The organism is Pseudomonas sp. YeP6b (assembly GCF_025642995.1).
Lineage (GTDB): Bacteria > Pseudomonadota > Gammaproteobacteria > Pseudomonadales > Pseudomonadaceae > Aquipseudomonas.
On the sequence record NZ_CP080090.1, the window covers coordinates 4,860,239 to 4,880,899 of the forward strand.

The 20,661-nt window shown below is 63.3% G+C and carries 8 protein-coding genes; 4 read left to right on the plus strand and 4 right to left on the minus strand.

All coding sequences use genetic code 11. The features are described 5' to 3' along the window. Window positions 1-48: 48 nt before the first annotated feature. Both KZH41_RS21835 and KZH41_RS21840 read right to left on the minus strand, forming a co-directional pair. Entirely contained in the window at window positions 49-12,945 is a 12,897-nt protein-coding gene (locus KZH41_RS21835) for a non-ribosomal peptide synthetase (protein WP_263273688.1), read from the minus strand. 51 nt (window positions 12,946-12,996) lie between these two features. Continuing rightward, on the minus strand, window positions 12,997-13,749 hold the full coding sequence (locus tag KZH41_RS21840; RefSeq protein ID WP_242151564.1) for a thioesterase II family protein: 753 nt from the start codon (window positions 13,747-13,749) through the stop codon (window positions 12,997-12,999). 300 nt (window positions 13,750-14,049) lie between these two features. On the opposite strand from KZH41_RS21840, the gene KZH41_RS21845 reads away from it, so the two are divergent. Further along, window positions 14,050-14,601 carry an RNA polymerase factor sigma-70 gene (locus KZH41_RS21845; RefSeq protein ID WP_027603895.1) on the plus strand — a complete coding sequence of 184 codons (552 nt, stop codon included), beginning with the start codon at window positions 14,050-14,052 and terminating at the stop codon, window positions 14,599-14,601. A gap of 72 nt (window positions 14,602-14,673) precedes the next feature. Here KZH41_RS21845 and KZH41_RS21850 read toward each other — a convergent pair whose 3' ends face one another. Next, window positions 14,674-15,462 (minus strand): substrate-binding periplasmic protein, encoded by a 789-nt coding sequence (locus KZH41_RS21850; RefSeq protein ID WP_263273689.1) that lies wholly within the window; start codon window positions 15,460-15,462, stop codon window positions 14,674-14,676. 93 nt (window positions 15,463-15,555) lie between these two features. Further along, window positions 15,556-16,179 carry a TetR/AcrR family transcriptional regulator gene (locus tag KZH41_RS21855; RefSeq protein WP_094950784.1) on the minus strand — a complete coding sequence of 208 codons (624 nt, stop codon included), beginning with the start codon at window positions 16,177-16,179 and terminating at the stop codon, window positions 15,556-15,558. Window positions 16,180-16,332: 153 nt separating this feature from the next. Between KZH41_RS21855 and KZH41_RS21860 the strand changes: the two genes are divergently transcribed. Genes KZH41_RS21860 through atuC form a run of 3 tightly spaced genes read left to right on the plus strand, consistent with a single transcriptional unit; the run spans window position 16,333 to window position 20,616 of the window. Beyond that, the gene (locus KZH41_RS21860) at window positions 16,333-18,111 is read left to right on the plus strand and encodes an acyclic terpene utilization AtuA family protein (protein WP_263273690.1); all 1,779 of its coding nucleotides are present in this window, start codon (window positions 16,333-16,335) and stop codon (window positions 18,109-18,111) included. A gap of 12 nt (window positions 18,112-18,123) precedes the next feature. Further along, window positions 18,124-18,996: an SDR family oxidoreductase gene (locus tag KZH41_RS21865; protein WP_094950782.1), complete on the plus strand. Its 873-nt coding sequence runs from the start codon at window positions 18,124-18,126 to the stop codon at window positions 18,994-18,996. A gap of 3 nt (window positions 18,997-18,999) precedes the next feature. Continuing rightward, entirely contained in the window at window positions 19,000-20,616 is a 1,617-nt protein-coding gene (gene atuC / locus KZH41_RS21870) for a geranyl-CoA carboxylase subunit beta (RefSeq protein ID WP_263273691.1), read from the plus strand. The last annotated feature ends 45 nt before the right edge of the window (window positions 20,617-20,661 follow it).

A 20,661-nucleotide genomic window follows, 5' to 3' on the forward strand; every position in this document is an offset into this window, starting at 1 on the left:
TTTCGTTTCGACTAACAGCACGCTCACCGCCAGTTGTTCCACGTTTGCTTAAAGCCCCTCCAACTCCGCCATCAAATCACTCAACCGATCCACCTTCTCGGCGCTGATTTCATTCGCCGCCAACCCCTCGATGTACTCGGCCAACTCCGCCACCGTGCTGCACTCAAACATCGCCCGCAATGGTACATCTCGCTGCAGGTTTTTCTGCACGCGGGAGGCAATCTGCGTGGCCAGCAACGAGTGCCCGCCCAACTCGAAGAAGTTGTCCTGTACGCCTACTCGCTCAACCTTGAGCACCTCAGCCCAAATGGCAGCCAAGGTGGTTTCCAGCTCGTTGCGCGGTGCCAGGTAGTCCTGGCTATGCAACTGGCCGATCTCCAGGGCTGGCAGGGCCTTGCGGTCGAGTTTGCCGTTGGCGTTCAGCGGCAGGCGCTCGAGCCATAACCAGTGCAGCGGCACCATGTATTCCGGCAGTTCAGCGCGCAGGCGTTGCTTGATGCGGTCGAGGCGATCACTTGGGTTCAACACGTCGTCCGCCGCCACCAAGTAACCCACCAGATGCTTGCCGTTGACGCCTTCCTGCACCCCCACCGCCGCGTCACGCACCTGGGGCTGTTCATGCAGGCGCGCTTCGATTTCACCCAGCTCGATGCGGTAGCCGCGAATCTTCACCTGATGATCGATACGGCCCACATATTCCAACACGCCATCGCTGCGCCGACGTGCCAGGTCGCCGGTGCGGTAGAGACGCTCGCCCGGCTCGCCGAACGGGTTGGGCACAAACACCTGCGCTGTACGCAGCGGATCGCTGACGTAACCACGGCCCACACCGGTACCCGCCACGCACAACTCACCCACAGCACCTTGTGGCACCAACTCCAGTGCGCCATCGAGCACGTACAACCGGTTGTTGTCGGTCGGCGTACCAATCGGCAGATAAGTGCCACGGGTAGACGCCAGGTCGACACGGAAGAACGCCACGTCGTCCGAACATTCCGCCGGGCCGTACGCGTTGACCAAGCCAATTTCTGGATAACGCCGCAACCATTGGTGCGCCAGCTCCGGCGGCATCGCTTCGCCCGTCGGCAACATCCAGCGCAGGCCGTCCAGGCTCATGCGCTCCTGGGCGAGCATGCCCTGGATCAGCGACGGCACGCTTTCCAGCACGGTTATGCCTTGGGCCTGCACATGCGCCAGCAAACCCTGCGGATCATGCGCAATAGTGTTCGGCACGATATCCACCCGCGCGCCGAACAGCGGCGCGGCGAGGAATTGCCACACGGAAATATCGAAGCTCTGCGAAGCAGTCTGGGCGATTACATCCGCCGGGCTCAGGTCCAGGTACGGCACCTTGCTCAATTGGTTATTGAGCATGCCCCGCTGTTCGACCATCACGCCTTTGGGCAGGCCGGTAGAACCCGAGGTGTAGATCACGTAGGCAAGGTTGTCCGGGCCGCTGTAGATCCCTGGATTTTCCCCACGGCCCGGCACTTCCTCCCACACCAGTAACTGGCAGTCGGTGCCTTCCAACAACTCAATCGCCTGCTCGCGGCACGCTTCAGTGCACACCAGCAACGGCGTACGGCTCAGGTCAATAATGCGGCTCAGGCGCTGGCTTGGCAGGCCCGGATCCAGCGGCAAGTAACCGGCGCCGGCCTTGAAGCTGCCGATGATCATGCCCAGCAGATCCAGGTTGCGCTCGGCCAGCAACGCCACCGGTTGATCCAGGCCGACACCCGCCGCAATCAGCGCGTAACCCAGGCCGTTGCTGCGCCGGTTCAACTCGTCATAGGTCCATTGACGGTCAAGGCAACTGGCGGCGATGCGCTGCGCATGCTCGGCCACCTGCGCTTCAAACAGCTCGACGTAGCTGCGCTCCAATGGGTAGGCGTGCTCACTCTGGTTGCAGCCGTCCAACAGGAATTCACGCTCTTGCTCGCCGATCAGCGGCAGGTCGGCCATGTCGCCATGGAAGCCCTGCACCAACGCCAGCAACAGCCGCTTAAACTCACCGAGCATGCCTTGCACGGTGGTTTCGTCGAAGTAACGCTGGTCGTAGGACAGGTGCAAACCGAGGTCATCGCCCGGGTAGCACACCGCGGTCAGCGGGAAGTTGGTGTGGGTGCGGCCGGAATCCGAGGTGGCGTTCAGGCGTTGCGCACGGTCCAGCACCGAGACTTCCACCGGCGCGTTCTCGAACACGAACAGGCTGTCGAACAGCGGCTGGCCCTTGGGCAACTCGCTGTGTTCCTGAATAGTCACCAGCGGCAGGTATTCGTACTCGCGCAGCTGCATGTTGCTGTCGAGCAAGCCACTCAACCACTGGCGTACGCTGCAGTGCTGATCGTCTTCAGGCAGTTTCACCCGCAGCGCAATGCTGTTGATGAACAGGCCGACGGTGCGTTGCATCTCGGGCATTTCCACCGGGCGCCCGGCCACAGTGACGCCAAACAACACGTCACGCTCCCCGCTCAAGCGACGCAGCACCAACGCCCAGGCCGCTTGGGCGAAGGTGTTGACGGTCAGTTGATGGGCCTGCGCCAATTCACGCAGTTGCGCACCGTCGCGGGCATCCAGGCGGGTGTAGCAGTCGCCCACCACCATGCCGCCGCTGTGACCTGCGTGTTCACGCAGAAACGGCCGGTCGCTCGGGATCGGCGTGGTGCGCTCGAAACCTTGCAAGTTCTGCTGCCACCACTGGCGCGCTTCGGCGAGGTTCTGGCGTTGCAGCCAGGCGATGTAGTCGCGGTAGCGCGGCGGCGTGGCCAGTTGCGCTTCGCGACCTTCGCTCAGGGCCATGTAGATATCAAAGAAGTCATTCATCAGCAGCGAACGGCACCAGGCATCAATGAGGATGTGGTGGTTGCTCATCAAGAACCAGTAGCGCGCTTCGCCGACGCGGATCAGGCGCAGGTGGAACGGCGCTTGGTTGAGCAGATCGAAACCGGCTTCACGCTCGGCCTTGAGCAGCGCTTGCAGACGCGGCTCCTGTTCACTTTCCGGATCGGCGCTCCAGTCCAGGTACTCAATCGGCGTGCTGCCCGGTTTGTGGATCACTTGCAGCATATCTTCGCCGACGTTCCAGCAGAACGACGCACGCAAGGCTTCGTGACGGGCGATCACCGCCTGCCAGGCCTGGGCGAAACGCTCGGGGTCCAGCGCGCTGTGGATGCGGTAACGGTCCTGCATGTAGTAAAGGCCGGTGCCCGGTTCCAACAGGGTGTGCAGCAACAAGCCTTCCTGCATCGGCGTCAGCGGGTAGACGTCTTCGATGGTGCCGGCCGCAATCGGCAGGCTGTCGAGTTGTGCTTGGCTCAGGTGGGCCAGCGGGAAGTCGGAAAGCGTGAGGCCGCCGGCATCGTCCTTGAGGCAGTGGGCAATCAGGCTTTGCAGTTCGGCGAGGTAGGCATCGGCCAGCTCGCTAATGGTCTGCTGATCATGGCGCTCGCGGCTGAAGGTCCAGCGCAGCACCAATTCACCGCCATACACTTGGCTGTCGACGCTCAACGCGTTGGGCAGCGGCGCATCCGGGTCATGGGCCAGGCCGGCCGACTCATCCAATGGATGGAACAGCGCATCGGCGCCGAAGCTCTGGTCGAATTGGCCGAGGTAGTTGAAGGTGAGGTCGGCGCTTGGCAGGGCGGCCATGGTCTGCTGGCACAGATCGTCCGCCAGGTAACGCAGCACGCCGTAGCCCAAGCCTTTGTGCGGCACGCCGCGCAGTTGCTCCTTGATCGCCTTGATCGACGCGCCCTGCTCTGCTTGCGGTGTAAGACGCAGCGGATAAGCACTGGTGAACCAGCCGACGCTGCGGGTCAGGTCGATGTCATCAAACAAGGTTTCACGACCATGGCCTTCCAGCTGAATCAGCGCTGAATCGTGCCCACTCCAGCGGCACAGCACGCGGGCCAAGGCCGTCAGCAGCAGGTCGTTGACCTGGGTGCGGTAGGCGCTTGGCGCCTGTTGCAACAACTGGCGGGTGTGTTCGGCATCCAGGCGCACGCTGACGGTGTCGGCATCGCGATTGCGCCGCGCGCCGTTCGGGCGATCCACCGGCAATACCACCTGCGGGCCGGCCAACTGGTCTTGCCACACAGCCAACTCTTCGCGCAGGGATTCGCTGCTCGCATAAGCCTGCAAGCGCGCAGCCCAATCGCGCAAGGCGCTGGTCTTGGCCGGCAGGCTCACGGACTGACCATCGCTCAACTGGCGGTAAACCGTTTGCAGGTCTTCCAGCAACACGCGCCACGACACGCCATCCACCACCAGGTGATGAATCGCGATCAGCAGGCGTTGCTGACCTTGCGGGCCGTCCACCAGCAAGGCGCGTAGCAGCGGGCCGTGTTCGAGGTCGAGGCTGCGTTGGGTGTCGGTGAACAGCGCGCTGCACTGCTGCATATCGCGCACTTGCGCCTGCATCAGTACGCCGCCTTGCGGCACGGCCAAATGCTCGGCGTGCCATTGGGCGTCGCGCGGGGTGAAGCTCAAGCGCAGGGCGTCGTGGTGCTCCAGCACCGCCAACAGCGCTTGCTCCAGGCGATGAGGTTCGAGCAGTTGCAGCGGTTTTAGCAGCAACGCCTGGTTCCAGTGCTGACGATTAGGCATCTCGGTATCGAAGAACCAATGCTGAATCGGCGTAAGCCCTGAGCTGCCAGTCAGCACGCCTTGCTCGGCGGTAACCTGCTCGGAACGCGTGGCCACGCCAGCCAGGGTTTGCACGGTCTGGTGCTGGAATAAATCGCGCGGGCTGAAGTGAATTCCAGCTTGCCGCGCGCGGCTGACTACTTGGATCGACAGGATTGAGTCGCCGCCCAGTTCAAAGAAATTATCGTCCAGGCCGACTTGCTGCACGTTCAATACGGCGCACCAGATCGCGGCCAGGGTGTGCTCCAGCTCATTGCGTGGCGCCACGTATTGTTGGCGATTCGCCTCCGGGTCCGGCTGCGGTAAGGCACGACGGTCGAGCTTGCCGTTGGCGGTCAGCGGCATGCTGTCCAGCACGATCAAGTGCGCGGGCACCATGTAGTCCGGCAGTTGCGCCTTGAGGTGTGCCTTCAGCGCCTCGCGCAGGGTGCCGTGGTCGGCGTCGCTGACCAGATAGGCCACCAGCTGTTTGCCGCTGGGTGATTCCAACGCCAGCACCACCGCTTCGCGCACCGCTGGGTGTTCCAGCAGGCGGGTTTCGATTTCGCCCAGCTCAATACGGAAACCGCGAATCTTCACTTGATGGTCGACACGGCCCAGGTACTCCACCAGGCCATCGACGCGTTGGCGCACCAGGTCGCCGGTGCGGTACAAACGGCCACCCTTCGTGGCAAACGGGTCGGCGACAAAGCGCTCCGCGGTCATGCCCGGGCGCTGGTGGTAACCCTGGGCCAGACCGGCCCCGCCGACATACAACTCGCCGGTCGCGCCTTGCGGCACCAGCGCCAGGTCGGCGTCGAGAATGTAGGCCACACGCGCGCCGATGATGCTGCCGATCGGCACGCTGGCGGCGCCCTCTTCCAACTGCTCCGGCGCCAGGCTGGCCAGCGGCATGACCACGGTTTCGGTCGGGCCGTAGGCGTTGAAAAACACCTCGGGGTTGAACGCCGCGCGGATACGCTGCAAGTGTTCGCCGGTCAGCGCCTCACCGCCGGTGATGCACATGCGCACCGGCAAGGTCTGGTGCTGGGTCGCCAGCCATTGCGCCAACTGGCTGCCGTAGCTTGGGGTAAAGCCCAGAATATTGATGCGATGGGTGCGGATCAGCGCGCAAATTTCTTCGGCATCCCACTGGCCCTGGGCTCGCAGAACCACCTGCGCACCGCTGAGCAGCGGCACCAGCAAACGCTCGGTGGCGGCGTCGAAGTTGATGGAATAAAAGTGCAGTTCGCAGTCATCCGGGCGCATGCCGAAGCGCTCGATCACCGCCTGGCAATGCATGGCGATTTCACCGTGGGACACCACCACGCCTTTGGGCTTGCCGGTGGAGCCGGAGGTGTAGATCAGGTACGCCTGGTGTTGCGGCAGGCTGATGAACGGCAGCTCGTTGGCCGGGTAATTGGCGAGCACCGCAAGGTCGTCTTCCAGGCACCAACACGCCACCGTCGCCGGCAGTTCACCGAGCGCTTCAAACATCGCCGCGTCACTGAGCAGCAGGCCGATGCCGCTGTCTTCGATCATGTAGTGCAAGCGGTCCAGCGGGTATTCCGGGTCCAGCGGCACATAGGCACCGCCGGCTTTGAGGATCGCCAACAGGCCAATCACCATTTCCAAAGAACGCGGCAGCGCCAGGCCAACACGTACTTGAGGGCCGACGCCGCGCTCGCGCAGCATCCAGGCCAGGCGGTTGGCGCGGGCGTCCACTTCGCGGTAGGTCAGCGTCTCACCGGCGAAGGTCAGCGCAGGCGCATCGGGACGATTATTCGCCTGCTGGCTGAACAGCGGATGGATGCACTGATCGAGGCGATGCTCACCGGCCTCGACACCCAAACTGTTTTGCAGCGCACGCTGCTCGGCGGCCGTCAGCAGCGGCAGTTCGCTGAGGCGCTGTTGCGGGTTGGCGATCAACGCCTCCAGCAGGTTGCGCCAATGCTCGGCCATGCGCGCAATGCGCGGTTCGTCAAACAGGTCGGTGCTGTAGGTCAGGCAGCAACCCAGGCGATGGTCGAGGTCGGTGACTTCCAGGTTGAGGTCGAACTTGGTTGCACGTGCATCGTTGGCCAGGTACTCGACAGTCATGCCGGCCAGTTGGCGGCTCTGCTGGAATTCCCAGCGCTGCACGTTGCACATCACCTGGAACAGCGGGTTGTACGCCGCGCTGCGCGGGGGTTGCAGGGCTTCCACCACGTGGTCGAACGGCAGGTCCTGGTGGGACTGGCCTTCAATCACGGTGTGGCGCACGTGCTCGAATAACTCCCCCACTTTCATCTGCCCATTGAGCTGGCAACGCAGCACCTGGGTGTTGAGGAAGGCGCCGATCAGCCCTTCGCTTTCCGGGCGAATCCGGTTGGCCACCGGCGCGCCGATGCGCAGGTCGGTCTGGCCGCTATAACGGTAGAGCAACACGGCCAGGGTGGCGGTCATGGTCATGAACAGGGTCAAGCCACGCTCGGCATTGAAGGCACGCACGCGGGCGGCCAGTTCATCGCTCAGGTCGAAGCGGTACAGCTCGCCCTGATGGCTTTGCACCGGCGGGCGTGGGCGATCGGCGGGCAGTTCGAGCAGTGGATGCTCATGCCCAAGCTGTGCGATCCAATAATCCAGTTGGCGCTGACGCTCACCAGACTCCAGCCACTGGCGCTGCCACACACTGTAGTCGAGGTACTGCACCGGCAACGGCGCCAGCGGCGAGTCGCGCTCGTCGATAAAGGCTTCGTACAGCGCGCTGAGTTCACGCGCGAAGATGTCCATCGCCCAACCTTCGGTGACGATATGGTGCAGGGTCAGCACCAGGTAGTGTTCCTGCTCGCCGGCCTTGACCAGGCATGCGCGCAGTAGTGGCCCGGTTTCCAGGTTGAAGGGCGTGTGGGCTTCGTGGTCGGCAAGATGTTGCAGACGCCGCTGGCGCTCGGTGTCGTTCAGCGCCGAGAAGTCCTGCCAATCCATGCGCAGGCCGGTTTGCGGCGCGACCTTTTGATAAGCCACGCCGTCGACGCTCGGGAACGTTGTACGCAGGGTTTCGTGGCGCATGATCAAGGCTTGCAACGCGGCCTCGAAACGCCCCACATCCAGCACGCCGCGCAGGCGCGCCATGCCGCCGACGTTGTAGGCCGGGCTGTCCGGTTCCATCTGCCAGAGGAACCACATGCGCTGCTGCGAATAGGACAGCGGCACCGGCGCGCTGCGGTCGACTTTGGCGATGGCGGTTTGCTGGTTGCGCTGGCCCGAGGCTTGGATCAGCCCGACTTGCTCGGCAAACGCGCCCAACTCGCTGGCTTCGAACAAGGTGCGCAATGGCAACTCGACGTCGCAGGCCTGGCGGGTGCGCGAGATGATTTGCGTGGCCAGCAACGAGTGGCCGCCGAGGGCGAAGAAGTCGTCGCTCAAGCCAATGCGTGGCAGGCCGAGGACTTCGCGCCAGATCGCCGCAATCTGCTGCTGCAACGGCGTTTCGGGTTCGATGTGTTCACGGGTTTGCCACACCGGTTCGGGCAATGCGCGACGGTCGAGTTTGCCGCTGGGGCTCAGGGGCATGGCGTCCAGGCGCATCAGTTGCGCGGGCACCATGTACTCCGGCAGCTCGGCGGCCAAGGCGGTTTTTACCGCTTGTTCGTCCAACTCGGTACCGGCGGTGTAATAGCCGATCAACTGCTGCTCGCGCACCAGCACCACGGCCTGGGCGATGCCGTCCATGGCCAGCAGGCGCGCTTCGATTTCTTCCGGTTCCACACGAAAGCCACGCAGTTTGACCTGCTGATCAAGGCGGCCGAGGTATTCGAGCACGCCGTCAGCGCTCCAGCGCACACGGTCACCAGTGCGATACAGGCGTGCGCCCGCCTCGCCCAGTGGGTCGGCGACAAAACGTTCGGCGGTCAGCCCGGCGCGGCCGAGGTAACCACGCGCCAGGCCGATGCCGCCGATGCACAGTTCGCCCGGCACACCGGCGGGCAGTGGGTTGAGGTGTTCGTCCAGCACACGGCAGGTCACATTGCCCAGCGGCCGGCCAATCGGCGAGCGCTCGCCATCCTCGGCTTTGCATTGCCAATGGGTGACGTTGATCGCGGTTTCGGTCGGGCCATAACGGTTGTGCAGTTGCACTGCCGGCAGGCGTGCCAATACGCGGTTGCGCAACTCGGCAGGCAAGGCTTCGCCGCCGGAGAACAGGCGGCGCAGGCTGGTGCATTCGGCCACCAACGGCTCATCGATAAACAGCTGCAACAGCGGCGGCACAAAGTGCAAGGTGGTCACGCCGTGCTCCTGCACCAACTGCGCGATGCGGTGCGGGTCGCGATGCTCGCCGGGGCCGGCCAGCACCAACCGGCAACCGGTGATCAGCGGCCAGAAGCATTCCCACACCGACACGTCGAAACTGATCGGCGCCTTTTGCATCAGCACATCGGTTTCGTTGAGTTGATACGTGGCCTGCATCCACTGCAAGCGCTCGGCCAGTGCCGCATGGGTATTGCCCACGCCTTTGGGCTGGCCAGTGGAGCCGGAGGTGTAGATCACGTAGGCGAGGTTATCGCCGTGCAAGTGCAGACCCGGCGCCTGGGTCGGCCAACTGTCGAGGTGCAGGCTGTCCATCGCGATCACGCACACGCCTTCGGTGGCCGGTAACAGCTCCAGCAGCGAGGTTTGGGTCAGCAGCAGGTGTACGCCGCTGTCCTGAAGCATGTAGGCCAGGCGGTCGGCGGGGTAATCCGGGTCCAGCGGCACGTAGGCGCCACCGGCCTTGATGATCGCAAGCAAGCCGATCAACAGTTGCGGCGAACGCTCGGCGGCGATGGCCACGCACACATCCGGGCCGACGCCTTTGTCACGCAGGTAATGGGCCAGGCGGTTGGCCTGGGTGTGCAGTTGAGCGAAGGTCAGGCTGGCGCCCTGCCAGACCAGTGCGGTGCTGTCCGAGGTGTGCCGGTTAAGTAACTCGGGCAACCACTGCTGCGCGGGCACGCACGGCGCTTCGCTCCACGGCTGCTGCTCGTCGGTTTGCATCAGCTTCAGGTCGCCGATGGCCTGTTGCGGTTGCTTGCAGACGGCGTGCAGCAGGTTGATGAAGTGCTCGGCGAGACGCTGAATGGTTGCGCTGTCGAACAATTCATCGGCGTAGTCGAACGACAGGCTCAGGCGCCCGTTGCGGTCTTCTTCGCTGTGCAGTTGCAGGTCGAACTTGGCCTCGCGGCTGTGCCACGCCAGCTCATCGGCGAGCATCCCCGGCAGGCGGCGCAAGGCACTCAAGTCGCGCTGCTGGTGGTTGAACATGACCTGGAACAGGCCTTGTTCACGGGCTTGCGGGAAGGCTTCCAGCAGTTGTTCGAACGGCAGGTCCTGATGGGCCTGGGCACCCAACGCCGTTTGGCGGGTTGCAGCCAACAGCTGGTTGAACGGCAGTCGCCCATCCAGCTCGGCGCGCAGCACCAAGGTGTTGATGAAGAAGCCGACCAGGCCTTGGGTTTCCTGGCGCGGGCGGTTGGCATTCGGCACGCCGATGCGAATATCACGCTGGCCGCTGTAGCGGTAGAGCAGGCTTTGGAACGCCGCCAGCAGCAACATGAACGGTGTGGATTCGTTGGCCTGGGCGGTCTGGCGAATCGCGGCACTGAGGCCTGCATCCAGGCGCACGCTATGGCGCGAGGCGCTGTTGCGTTGCTGCGCCGAGCGCGGGTGGTCGGTGGCCAGGCTCAGGGTTGGATGCTCCTCGCCCAACTGCGCTTTCCAATACGCCAATTGCCGCTGGCCTTCGCCTTCTGCCAGCCATTGGCGCTGCCAGCTGCCGTAGTCGGCGTATTGCAGGGCCAATGGCGGCAGCGCCAGGGTTTGGCCCTGGGTCGCGGCAGCGTACAGCCGCGAGAATTCATCGATAAGGATATTCAGCGACCAGCCGTCAGCAATGATGTGGTGCAGCGTTACCAGCAATTGGTGCTCTTCATCGTCCAGACGTACCAGGGTCACCCACAGCAGCGGGCCTTTTTCCAGGTCGAAGTGGGTGCGCGCTTCGTCTTCGCGGATCTGTTGCGCGCGCGCTTCACGCTCGGCGGCGGGCAGGTCGCTGAGGTCGATGACGTGCAGGTCGAATTCGATGCTTGCGTCCACACGCTGGAAGGCCTGGCCGTCGCGCTCGTAGAAGCGGGTACGCAGGGCTTCGTGGCGCTGGATCAGGTGCTGGAAGCTGGCGCGCACCGCGTCTTCGTCCAGCTCACCGCGCAAGCGCAAAGCGCCGGGGATGGTGTAGGCGCTGCTCTGCGGGTCGAGTTGCCAGGTGATCCACAGGCGATTTTGTGCCAGGGATTGCGGCAGGTCGTCTTGGCGCGACAAGGCATGAATCGCGCCTTGAGCGATGCCGCCGTCCTGCTGCAATTGCGCGACGTTTGCGGCAAAGCTCGCAAGCGTCGGCGCTTCGAACAGCATGCGCAGGTTCAGCTCCAGGCCCAGGGTTTCGCGCAGGCGCGCAACCACTTGGGTGGCGGTGATGGAGTTACCGCCGAGCAGGAAGAAGTGGTCATCGCCCGCGACAGTTGCGACCTGCAACTGCTCGCACCAGATCGCTGCGATCTGGCTTTGCAGTTCGGTTTCCAACGCCGCATCGCTCGCTTGCACGTGCAGGTCGGGGAACTGCGCATAGCTGTCGAGGCTGCCGTCGGCGTGGCGAAGGGCACACGCCGAGCGCTGCACCTTGCCGCTGGACGTCTTGGGCAAGGCGCCGGGGTTGAGCAATACAACTACGCTCGGGGCTTGTTGATAGGCCTCGGCCACGGCCTGGCGGATAGCTTTGATCAGCGCTTCGGGTGGCAGGATTTTCTGCACGCTGCGGCTGATTTCGGCGGCGATGCCGATGCCTTCCAGGCCCTGATCATTCACGGCAAAGGCGGCGACGCGGCCCTTGCGCACCACTTCCACTTCGCGCTCGATGGTCTGTTCGATGTCCTGGGGATACAGGTTGTGGCCGCGCACGATCAGCAGGTCTTTCAGGCGACCGGTGATGTACACCTCGCCCTCGCGGATAAAACCCAAGTCGCCGGTGCGCAGCCAGGTGCGGCCAGCCTGTTCTACGAACGTCTTGGCAGTGGCCTCAGGGTTGCGCCAGTAGCCGTGGGCGATGCTCGGGCCGGTGGCCCACAGCTCGCCGACGCGGTTATCCGGCAGCTCGCTCAACGTGTGCGGGTCGGCAATCAACACCGCGTGTTCCGGCTGGCAGGTGCCGCAGCTCATGATCGCGCTGCCCTGCCCCGGCTCGGCACGATTCGCCGCCAGCGCTTGTTCGTCCAGGCGCAAGGCCGGGATGCCGTGGCCACGGGTGCCGCCGGCGACAAACAGGGTGGCCTCGGCCAAGCCGTAGGAGGCGAAGAAATTGTTCGAGGTGAACCCGCAGGCCGCGAACTTCTCGGCGAAGCGTTCCAGGGTGTCGAGGCGGATCGGTTCGGAGCCCGAATACGCCACGCGCCACTTGCTCAAGTCCAGGCGTTCCAGGGCGGATTCGCTGACCCGCTCGCTGCACAGGCGATAAGCGAAATCCGGCCCCCCGCTGATGGTGCCGCCGTATTCGCTGATCGCTTCGAGCCAGCGCAATGGCCGGCCGAGGAAGTAAGCCGGCGACATCAACACACACGGCACGCCGCTGAAGATCGGTTGCAGCAGGCCGCCGATCAGGCCCATGTCGTGGTACAGCGGCAGCCAGCTGACGATCACGTCATCCGGGTTGAGGTCGATGCCGAAGCCGCGACGGATCAGCACTTCGTTGGCCACCAGGTTGCCGTGGCTGACTTGCACACCTTTGGGCAATGCGGTGGAGCCGGAGGTGTATTGCAGGAAGGCGATGTCGTCGGCGTGAAGTTCGGGTTCGACCCAGCCGTCGGCGATCTGCGCATCCAGGGTGTCGACGCTCAGCACCGGCGGTGCGTTGTCGATCTGTGACAGGCCGCCGCCGAGGCTGGCGATGGTCAGCAGCAGGCGCGGTTCGGCATCGGCGATGATCGACAGCAGGCGCTCCTGGTGATGCCGACGCGTGGATTCGGGCGGATAAGCCGGCACCGCGATGACCCCGGCGTACAGGCAACCAAAGAACGCCGCGACGTAGTCCGGGCCGCTGGGGAACAACAGCACCGCGCGGTCGCCCAACGCCGCATTGGCCTGCAAGGCGGCGGCGATGGTACGGGCGCGTTGGTCCAAGTCACGGTAACTGAGCACGACGCTGTGCTCGGCCGACTCGGCGAGGAAGCGCAGCGCTACCTGATCCGGGGTCTGCGCGGCACGACGTTGAAGGGACTGGACCAATGTGCGGGGAAGTTCGAAGGCGTCCATCATGGGGTTCCTGCCTGAAATCGGCTTACGGGAAAATCGAGAATTAGAGAGCGCTTAGCCGGCGGCCAGTGGCCGCGCCGCGCCATTGCGCCAGCGCGCCAGGTGTTCGTCGGCATAGCGCCGCAGGCAGCGCAGCACGGCACTTTCGTGCTGCACGAGGAAGAAGTGGTGGCCATCAAACATGTCCAGGGAAAAGCCGCTGGCGGTGTCGGCCTGCCAGTCGAGCAACTGCTCGGCGCGCACGCTGTCTTGCTTGCCGCCGAACACATGGATCGGCATGCCCAGCGGCTCGCGCTGGCCGTAGGTGAAGCTGCCGCAGAGCAGGAAGTCGGCGCGCAGAATCGGCAGCATCAACTGCATCAGCTCGGGGTTGGCCAGGGCTTCTTCGGCGGTGCCCTGCAGTTCGCGCAGGCGGGCGATCAGTTGTTGGTCGGTCTTTGCGATGGCGTATTCGCTCACATCACGGCGCGCCGGGCCGGCGGTGCCAGAGGCGAATAACGCCAGTGGCGCAGGCACGCCGCGCTCATTCAGTGCGTGGGCCAGCTCAAATGCCAGCAAGCCGCCGAGGCTGTGGCCGAACAGAGCATAGGGGCCGCTCAGGTCACGGCTGATCTCATCCGCAAGCTGCGCTGCCAAGGCCTTGATATCGCGCTGCAACGGTTCATCCATGCGCATGCCACGCCCCGGCAACTCCAGCGGGCACACGTGCAACCAATCCGGCAAAGCCCGGCGCCAACGCGCATAAACCATGGCGCTGGCCCCCGAATAGGGCAGGCAAAACAGGCGCAGTCGCGTGGAGGCACTCATCAATTTAGGTCTCCAAACAAAAACACGCTGTATGCACGATACAAACCCATGTCGTCCTCCTGCGGGCGCTGATCCTTGGCCGCTTGTTAACGGACCTGTCACCCATGAGAACGGACGGAGCGGGCAAATAATTAGTCGCGGGAGAGGAGCGAGACGCGGTTCACACCTTCCAAACAGGCATAAGATTAGTTCGCCTTCTCATTTGACAATCATTATCATTAAGCATAATTTGTTGCCCGATGTGTAGGAGGCCTCAGCAAGGATGCCCTCCCCTAACTCTTTTGCGACAAGGTGATTTCCATGACGGAACAAGTATCCACAGGCAGGTGCGACTCACCGCTTCTCCAGGCATTCGTCGACAATCGTTTGATTCTGGTGAAGATCGCGGCACGCATTACCGGCTGCCGCTCGCGTGCCGAAGACGTCGTGCAGGACGCCTACTTCCGGCTGCAATCGGCGCCGACGATCACGTCATCGTTCAAGGCCCAATTGAGTTATCTGTTCCAGATCGTGCGCAACCTGGCGATCGATCACTACCGCAAGCAGGCCCTGGAGCTCAAATACTCCGGGACGGAAGAGGAAGGCTTGAATGTGGTTATTCACGGCGCATCACCGGAAACCTCCCACATCAACTTCAACACCCTGGAAAACATCGCCGACGCCCTGACGGAGCTGCCACAACGCACCCGCTATGCGTTCGAGATGTACCGCCTGCACGGCGTACCGCAAAAGGACATCGCCAAGGAACTCGGTGTGTCACCGACCCTGGTGAACTTCATGATTCGTGATGCGCTGGTGCATTGCCGCAAGGTGTCGGGCAACCACAGCGATACGTTTGCGCGCAGGGTTTGATTGATCAAAGAGTGAACAGGCTTGTTTGTGGCGAGCGAGCTTGCCACAACAAGCCTGTTCAACACATAGACCTCAGCGCATCGCCGTCACATCAATGCGATACGGCTCGAAGATCTTCAACATCTGCCCATTATCGCGCAGGCGCTTGAGCAACTCGGCAAACGCCGCCCCGGTAATCGGTGCCTTGGGCCGCAGCAACGCGTAGTGGTGATACACCTGGTCAATACGCTCCGAGACCAGGAACTGCCCGGCCATGTCCGCATTGCGCACCATGAAATCACTCAAGTACGAACGCGTGACCAGCGCGATATCGGCACGCCCACGCGCCACCATCAGCAAGTTGCTGTCATGGGAATAAGTCAACGTGGCGTTGAAGTGTTCGGCCATGTACTTGGGGTCAGGATTGAAGTTGGCGAAGGCGTAGTGATAACCGCTGAACAAGGCCAGGCGCTTGCCGTTGAGGTCGGCGAAATAGTGTTGGTCGCGATCGGCCCCACGCTGGGCGACGAAGATTTCCGCGTCTTCCAGGCCCATGTCCACCGCGGTATGCGCAATGTTCTGCCAGCCCCAGTCGGGGTTTTCGAAGATCGCCATGTCGACCCGGCCTTGCTCGAAATCGCGGAAGCGCCGTGGAATGGAGGTCGGCACCAGCACAAACTGGTAGTCGGTTTGCGAGGCGTTCAGGGCTTCGACCAGTTGCGGCAGTAAACCGGTGTCGGCGCCTTGCTCAGGGCGTACGGTGTAGGGCGGGAAATGCGCGGCGCCGATCCTCACCAATTGCGCAGCCGAAGCCGGCACACCCCACGCGGTGCCCAGTGCCCATATAGTTAGTCCTGCAGCCAGCGGCGATGGCGAAAACATTGAGACACACACCGTTTAATACTCTGATGGCGATAAGCTAGGCGTTTTTGTCAGGTGAGACAACTTTCCATCGGCAAATTAATGGCTTGCACCTCAATCGGCCTTCAGCACCATCAGCAGGGCTTCTTCGGCCAATTGCTCCAAAGTCAGGCTGCCTTGGGCGCGAAACCAAGTGGTGGTCCAAGACAACGCACCGGTCAGGAAGCGCCGGGTGATAAACACATCGCCCCTGATGTAACCGGCGGCCTTGGCCTCGCCCAGCACCTGCAGCCAGATCTCTTCATACACGTCACGCAGCGCCAGCACCTGGGCCTGGCCGTCGGCCGACAGTGAGCGCCATTCGTAGACCAACACCGCCATGGCTTCGCCGCTGCCGCCCATGATCGACTGCAATTCGCAGCGGATCAGCGCCAATACACGCTCACGCACGGTGTTCGCTTCTTCCAACGATGCTCGCATCATCGCCGTGTTGTAGTGGATGGTTTCCTCCATCACCGCGCGCAGGATCTCGTCCTTGCTCTTGAAGTGATGAAAGATGCTGCCGGACTGAATGCCCACCGCGCTGGCCAGATCACGTACGGTGGTACGCTCAAAGCCTTTGTTGCGAAACAGGTGAGCTGCGGTTTGCAGCAATTTGCCCCGGGCACTGTCGGGGTCGGTCAATTGGCCGCCGTCGACCATGGTGCGCATCACCCGTAGGGCTTTCTGCTCATCCATGCCTCTCTCCTTCACGTGTGCTGACGTCTTGGGCGGCAATTTAGGCCGTGGCCGCCAGCCAAGCAAGCGCTTGGGCAAAACTTATGCGCCTAGTTTACAAACCAAGCGCTTGCTTGGTAGTCTCGGCACCAGCCATTAGAGGAAGGATTTCTCATGAGCAAGACGGTTCGTATCGGCTGCGCCAGCGCCTTTTGGGGTGATACCTGCACCGCTGCCGCCCAATTGGTGCACGGCGGCGCGCTGGATTACCTGGTGTTCGACTATTTGGCAGAAGTCACGATGTCGATCCTCGCCGGTGCGCGGATGAAAGATCCCCAGGCCGGCTATGCCACCGATTTTGTCGAGGTGCTCACGCCGCTGCTGGGCGATATCCAACGCCAGGGCATCCGCGTGATCAGCAATGCTGGTGGCATCAACCCGCAGGCCTGCGCCGCCGCCCTGCAAGCGGCCTGCGATAAGGCGCAAATCCCGCTGAAAATCGCCGTACTGTTGGGCGATGACCTGCAACCGCAGCTCAAGCACCTGCACGGCGTCACCGATATGTTCAATGGCGCGCCGCTGCCGCCGATGTGCGTCTCCGTCAACGCCTACCTCGGCGCGCCAGGCATTGCCGCCGCGCTGGAACGGGGCGCGGACATCGTCATCACCGGCCGAGTGGTCGACAGCGCCGTGGTCAGCGCCGCGCTGGTGCATGCATTCAACTGGTCGTGGCAAGACTACGACCGCCTCGCCCAGGCCGCACTCGCCGGGCATATCATCGAATGCGGCGCGCAGTGCACCGGCGGCAACTTCACCGATTGGCGCGACGTGCCGGACTACGAGCACATCGGTTTCCCCATCGTCGAGGTCAGCGCCGACGGCCAGTTCACCGTCAACAAGGTCGACGGCACGGGTGGGCTGATCAGCGAACTCAGCGTGGCCGAGCAGTTGCTGTATGAGATCGGCGACCCGCGCGCCTACTTGCTGCCCGACGTGATCTGCGATTTCAGCCAGGTCAAATTGCAGCAGCAAGGTAAACACAGCGTGCGCCTGCACGGAGCCAAGGGTTTGCCGCCGACCAATCAATACAAGGTCAGCGCCACCTACCCGGACGGCTTTCGTTGCACCGCCAGTTGCCTGATCGCCGGGATCGACGCGGTGGCCAAGGCCGAGCGGGTCAGCCAGGCGATCATCAACAAGACCTCGGAACTGTTCAGCCAGCGCGGCTGGGCGCCTTACACCGAAGTGAACATTGAATTGCTCGGCAGCGAAGCCACCTACGGCGCCCACGCCCAACGCCAGGACTGCCGCGAAGTGGTGGTCAAACTCGCGGTGCGCCACCCGAGCAAACAGGCGCTGGTGCTATTCGCCCGCGAGATCGCCCAGGCGGCGACCGGCATGGCGCCCGGGCTGACCGGGATCGTCGGTGGACGGCCGACGGTGTATCCGCTGATTCGGCTGTTTTCGTTCCTCGTTGATAAATCCTCCTGCGAGCTGATGATCGACCTCCAAGGCCAGCACCACCGCTGTGAACTGCCAGTGGCCGATGCACTGCGCACCCCGGCCGCGCCGATTGATCCGCCCAAGCCCCAAGGCCGCGCCGATGCCAGCGTGCCGCTGGTGAAACTGGCCGTTGCACGCTCCGGCGACAAGGGCAACCACAGCAATATCGGCGTGATCGCCCGCCACCCCGACTACCTGCCGTGGATCGCCGAAGTGCTGACCCCGCAAGTGATCGTCGACTGGATGAGCCACGTGCTCGACCCCGTCCACGGCCGCGTCGAGCGCTGGTACTTGCCCGGCAGCCACAGCCTGAACTTTCTGCTGGAAAACGCCCTGGGCGGCGGCGGTATCGCCAGCCTGCGCATCGACCCGCAGGGCAAAGCCTTCGCCCAGCAACTGCTGGAAATCCCCATTGCTGTGCCGCAACACATCGCCGATCAATTCAAATAAAGGAGCGTTGCCGTGGCCTTCGCCTCAATCTTCAAAAGCGACCTGTTCCAAGGGCAAACCGTGATCGTCACCGGTGGCGGCAGCGGCATTGGCCGCTGCACCGCGCATGAACTGGCGGCCCTCGGCGCCCGTGTGATCCTGGTGGGGCGCAAGCCGGAAAAACTGCAAGCGGTGGCGGCGGAAATTGCCGAAGACGGTGGCACGGCCCATTGGCAGGCCTGCGATATTCGCGATGAAGAGGCGGTAAAAGCGCTGGTGGCACAGGTCATTCACGCACACGGGCCGATTCACGGGCTGGTGAATAACGCGGGCGGCCAATACCCATCGCCCCTGGCCTCGATCAACCAAAAGGGCTTTGAAACCGTACTGCGCACCAATTTGGTCGGCGGGTTCCTGATGGCGCGGGAAGTGTTCAACCAGTCGATGAGCAAGCACGGCGGCGCCATCGTCAACATGCTCGCCGACATGTGGGGCGGCATGCCCGGCATGGGCCACTCGGGCGCGGCGCGCTCAGGCATGGACAACTTCACCAAGACCGCCGCGTTCGAATGGGGCTATGCCGGGGTGCGCGTCAACGCCGTGGCGCCGGGCTGGATTGCCTCAAGCGGCATGGACACCTACGAAGGCGCGTTCAAGGCGGTGATCCCGACCTTGCGTGAACACGTGCCGCTCAAGCGTATCGGCACCGAATCGGAAGTCAGCGCGGCCATCGTGTTTCTGCTCAGCCCCGCCGCCGCCTTCATCAGCGGCAGCACCTTGCGCATCGACGGCGCCGCCAGCCTGGGCAGCCGCGCCTGGCCATTGCCCAAAGCGCAGCCGCCGAGTGAACCTTTCAATGGTTTTCACCGCGCTTACCTGCCGGATGTACTCAAGGTGGAGCAATAAAGCATGCCGGTGATTGAAAGCTTGATCGACGCCCACAGCCCGCAGTTCGCGCAAAACCGCGAAGCGATGCTGGCTGCCATCGCGCAGCTGCGCCAGCTGGAACACACCCTGCTGAGCAAGGCACAGGAAGCTAAACCCAAGTTCGACAAGCGCGGCCAACTGCTGCCGCGCGAGCGCCTCAACCTGCTGCTGGACCCCGGCGCGCCGTTCCTGGAACTGGCGAGCCTGGCCGGCTACAAACTCCACGACGACAAAGATGGCAGCGCGGCCGGCGGCGGCTTGATCGCCGGCATCGGCTACGTCAGCAGCGTGCGCATGCTGGTGGTGGCCAATAACAGCGCGATCAAGGGCGGCACCATTTCCCCCACGGGGCTGAAAAAATCCCTGCGCCTGCAACAGATCGCCATGGAAAACAAACTGCCGGTGGTGACCCTCGCCGAAAGCGGCGGCGCCAACCTCAACTATGCCGCCGAGATTTTCGTCGAAGGCGCGCGCAGCTTTGCCAACCAGGCGCGCATGTCGGCCATGGGCCTGCCGCAGATCACCGTGGTGCACGGCTCGGCCACGGCGGGCGGTGCGTATCAGCCGGGGCTATCGGATTACGTGGTGGTGGTGCGCGGCAAGGCCAAGCTGTTCCTCGCCGGGCCGCCGCTGCTCAAAGCCGCCACTGGTGAAGTGGCGACGGATGAAGAATTGGGCGGCGCCGAGATGCATGCGCAAACCGCCGGCACGGCCGAATACCTGGCCGAAAACGATGCTGATGGCGTGCGCATCGTGCGCGAAATCGTCAGCCTGTTGCCTTGGGATGATCGCCAGCCACCTGCGCCGCAACGGGCTTACACCGCGCCGCTGTATCCCATCGACGAGCTGCTGGGGCTGATCCCCGACGACCCGAAAAAACCCTACGACGTGCGCGAAATCCTCGCGCGCCTGGCGGACGGCTCCAACTTTCTCGAATTCAAGGCCGAGTTCGATGCCCACACCGTCTGCGGCCATTTGCATATCCAAGGCCGTGCCGTTGGCGTGATCGGCAATAACGGTCCGATCACACCCAAAGGCGCAAGCAAGGCCGCACAGTTTATCCAGCTGTGCGACCAGAGCCGCACGCCGCTGCTGTTCCTGCACAACACCACCGGTTTTATGGTGGGCACCGAGTCGGAGCAGCAAGGCGTGATCAAGCACGGCGCGAAGATGATCCAGGCGGTGGCCAACGCGCGGGTGCCTAAACTCACGGTGGTGGTTGGCGGTTCTTACGGCGCCGGCAACTATGCGATGTGCGGCCGTGGCCTGGACCCGCGCTTTATCTTCGCCTGGCCCAACAGCCGCACGGCGGTGATGGGCGGCGCGCAAGCGGGCAAGGTGCTGCGTATCGTCACCGAGGCCAAGCAACTCAAGGAGGGTTTGGTGCCCGACCCCAAGGTGCTGGACATGCTCGAGCAGGTCACTGCGCAGAAGCTCGACAGCCAGTCCACCGCGCTCTATGGCAGCGCGAATCTGTGGGACGACGGGCTGATCGATCCACGCGATACCCGCACGCTGCTGGGTTACCTGCTGGATATTTGCCATGAAGCCGAGGTGCGGCAGTTGCAGCCCAACAGCTTCGGTGTAGCGCGCCTTTAACGTGATCGTTCCCACGCTCCACGTGGGAATGCAGCCCAGGACGCT

Bases quoted from the DNA above. Each gene is read 5' to 3' on its own strand.
- KZH41_RS21840 (WP_242151564.1), bottom strand. From the start codon at position 13,749: ATGAGTGCCTCCACGCGACTGCGCCTGTTTTGCCTGCCCTATTCGGGG.
- KZH41_RS21850 (WP_263273689.1), bottom strand. From the start codon at position 15,462: ATGTTTTCGCCATCGCCGCTGGCTGCAGGACTAACTATATGGGCACTG.
- KZH41_RS21845 (WP_027603895.1), top strand. From the start codon at position 14,050: ATGACGGAACAAGTATCCACAGGCAGGTGCGACTCACCGCTTCTCCAG.
- KZH41_RS21860 (WP_263273690.1), top strand. From the start codon at position 16,333: ATGAGCAAGACGGTTCGTATCGGCTGCGCCAGCGCCTTTTGGGGTGAT.
- KZH41_RS21855 (WP_094950784.1), bottom strand. From the start codon at position 16,179: ATGGATGAGCAGAAAGCCCTACGGGTGATGCGCACCATGGTCGACGGC.
- KZH41_RS21835 (WP_263273688.1), bottom strand. From the start codon at position 12,945: ATGATGGACGCCTTCGAACTTCCCCGCACATTGGTCCAGTCCCTTCAA.
- atuC (WP_263273691.1), top strand. From the start codon at position 19,000: ATGCCGGTGATTGAAAGCTTGATCGACGCCCACAGCCCGCAGTTCGCG.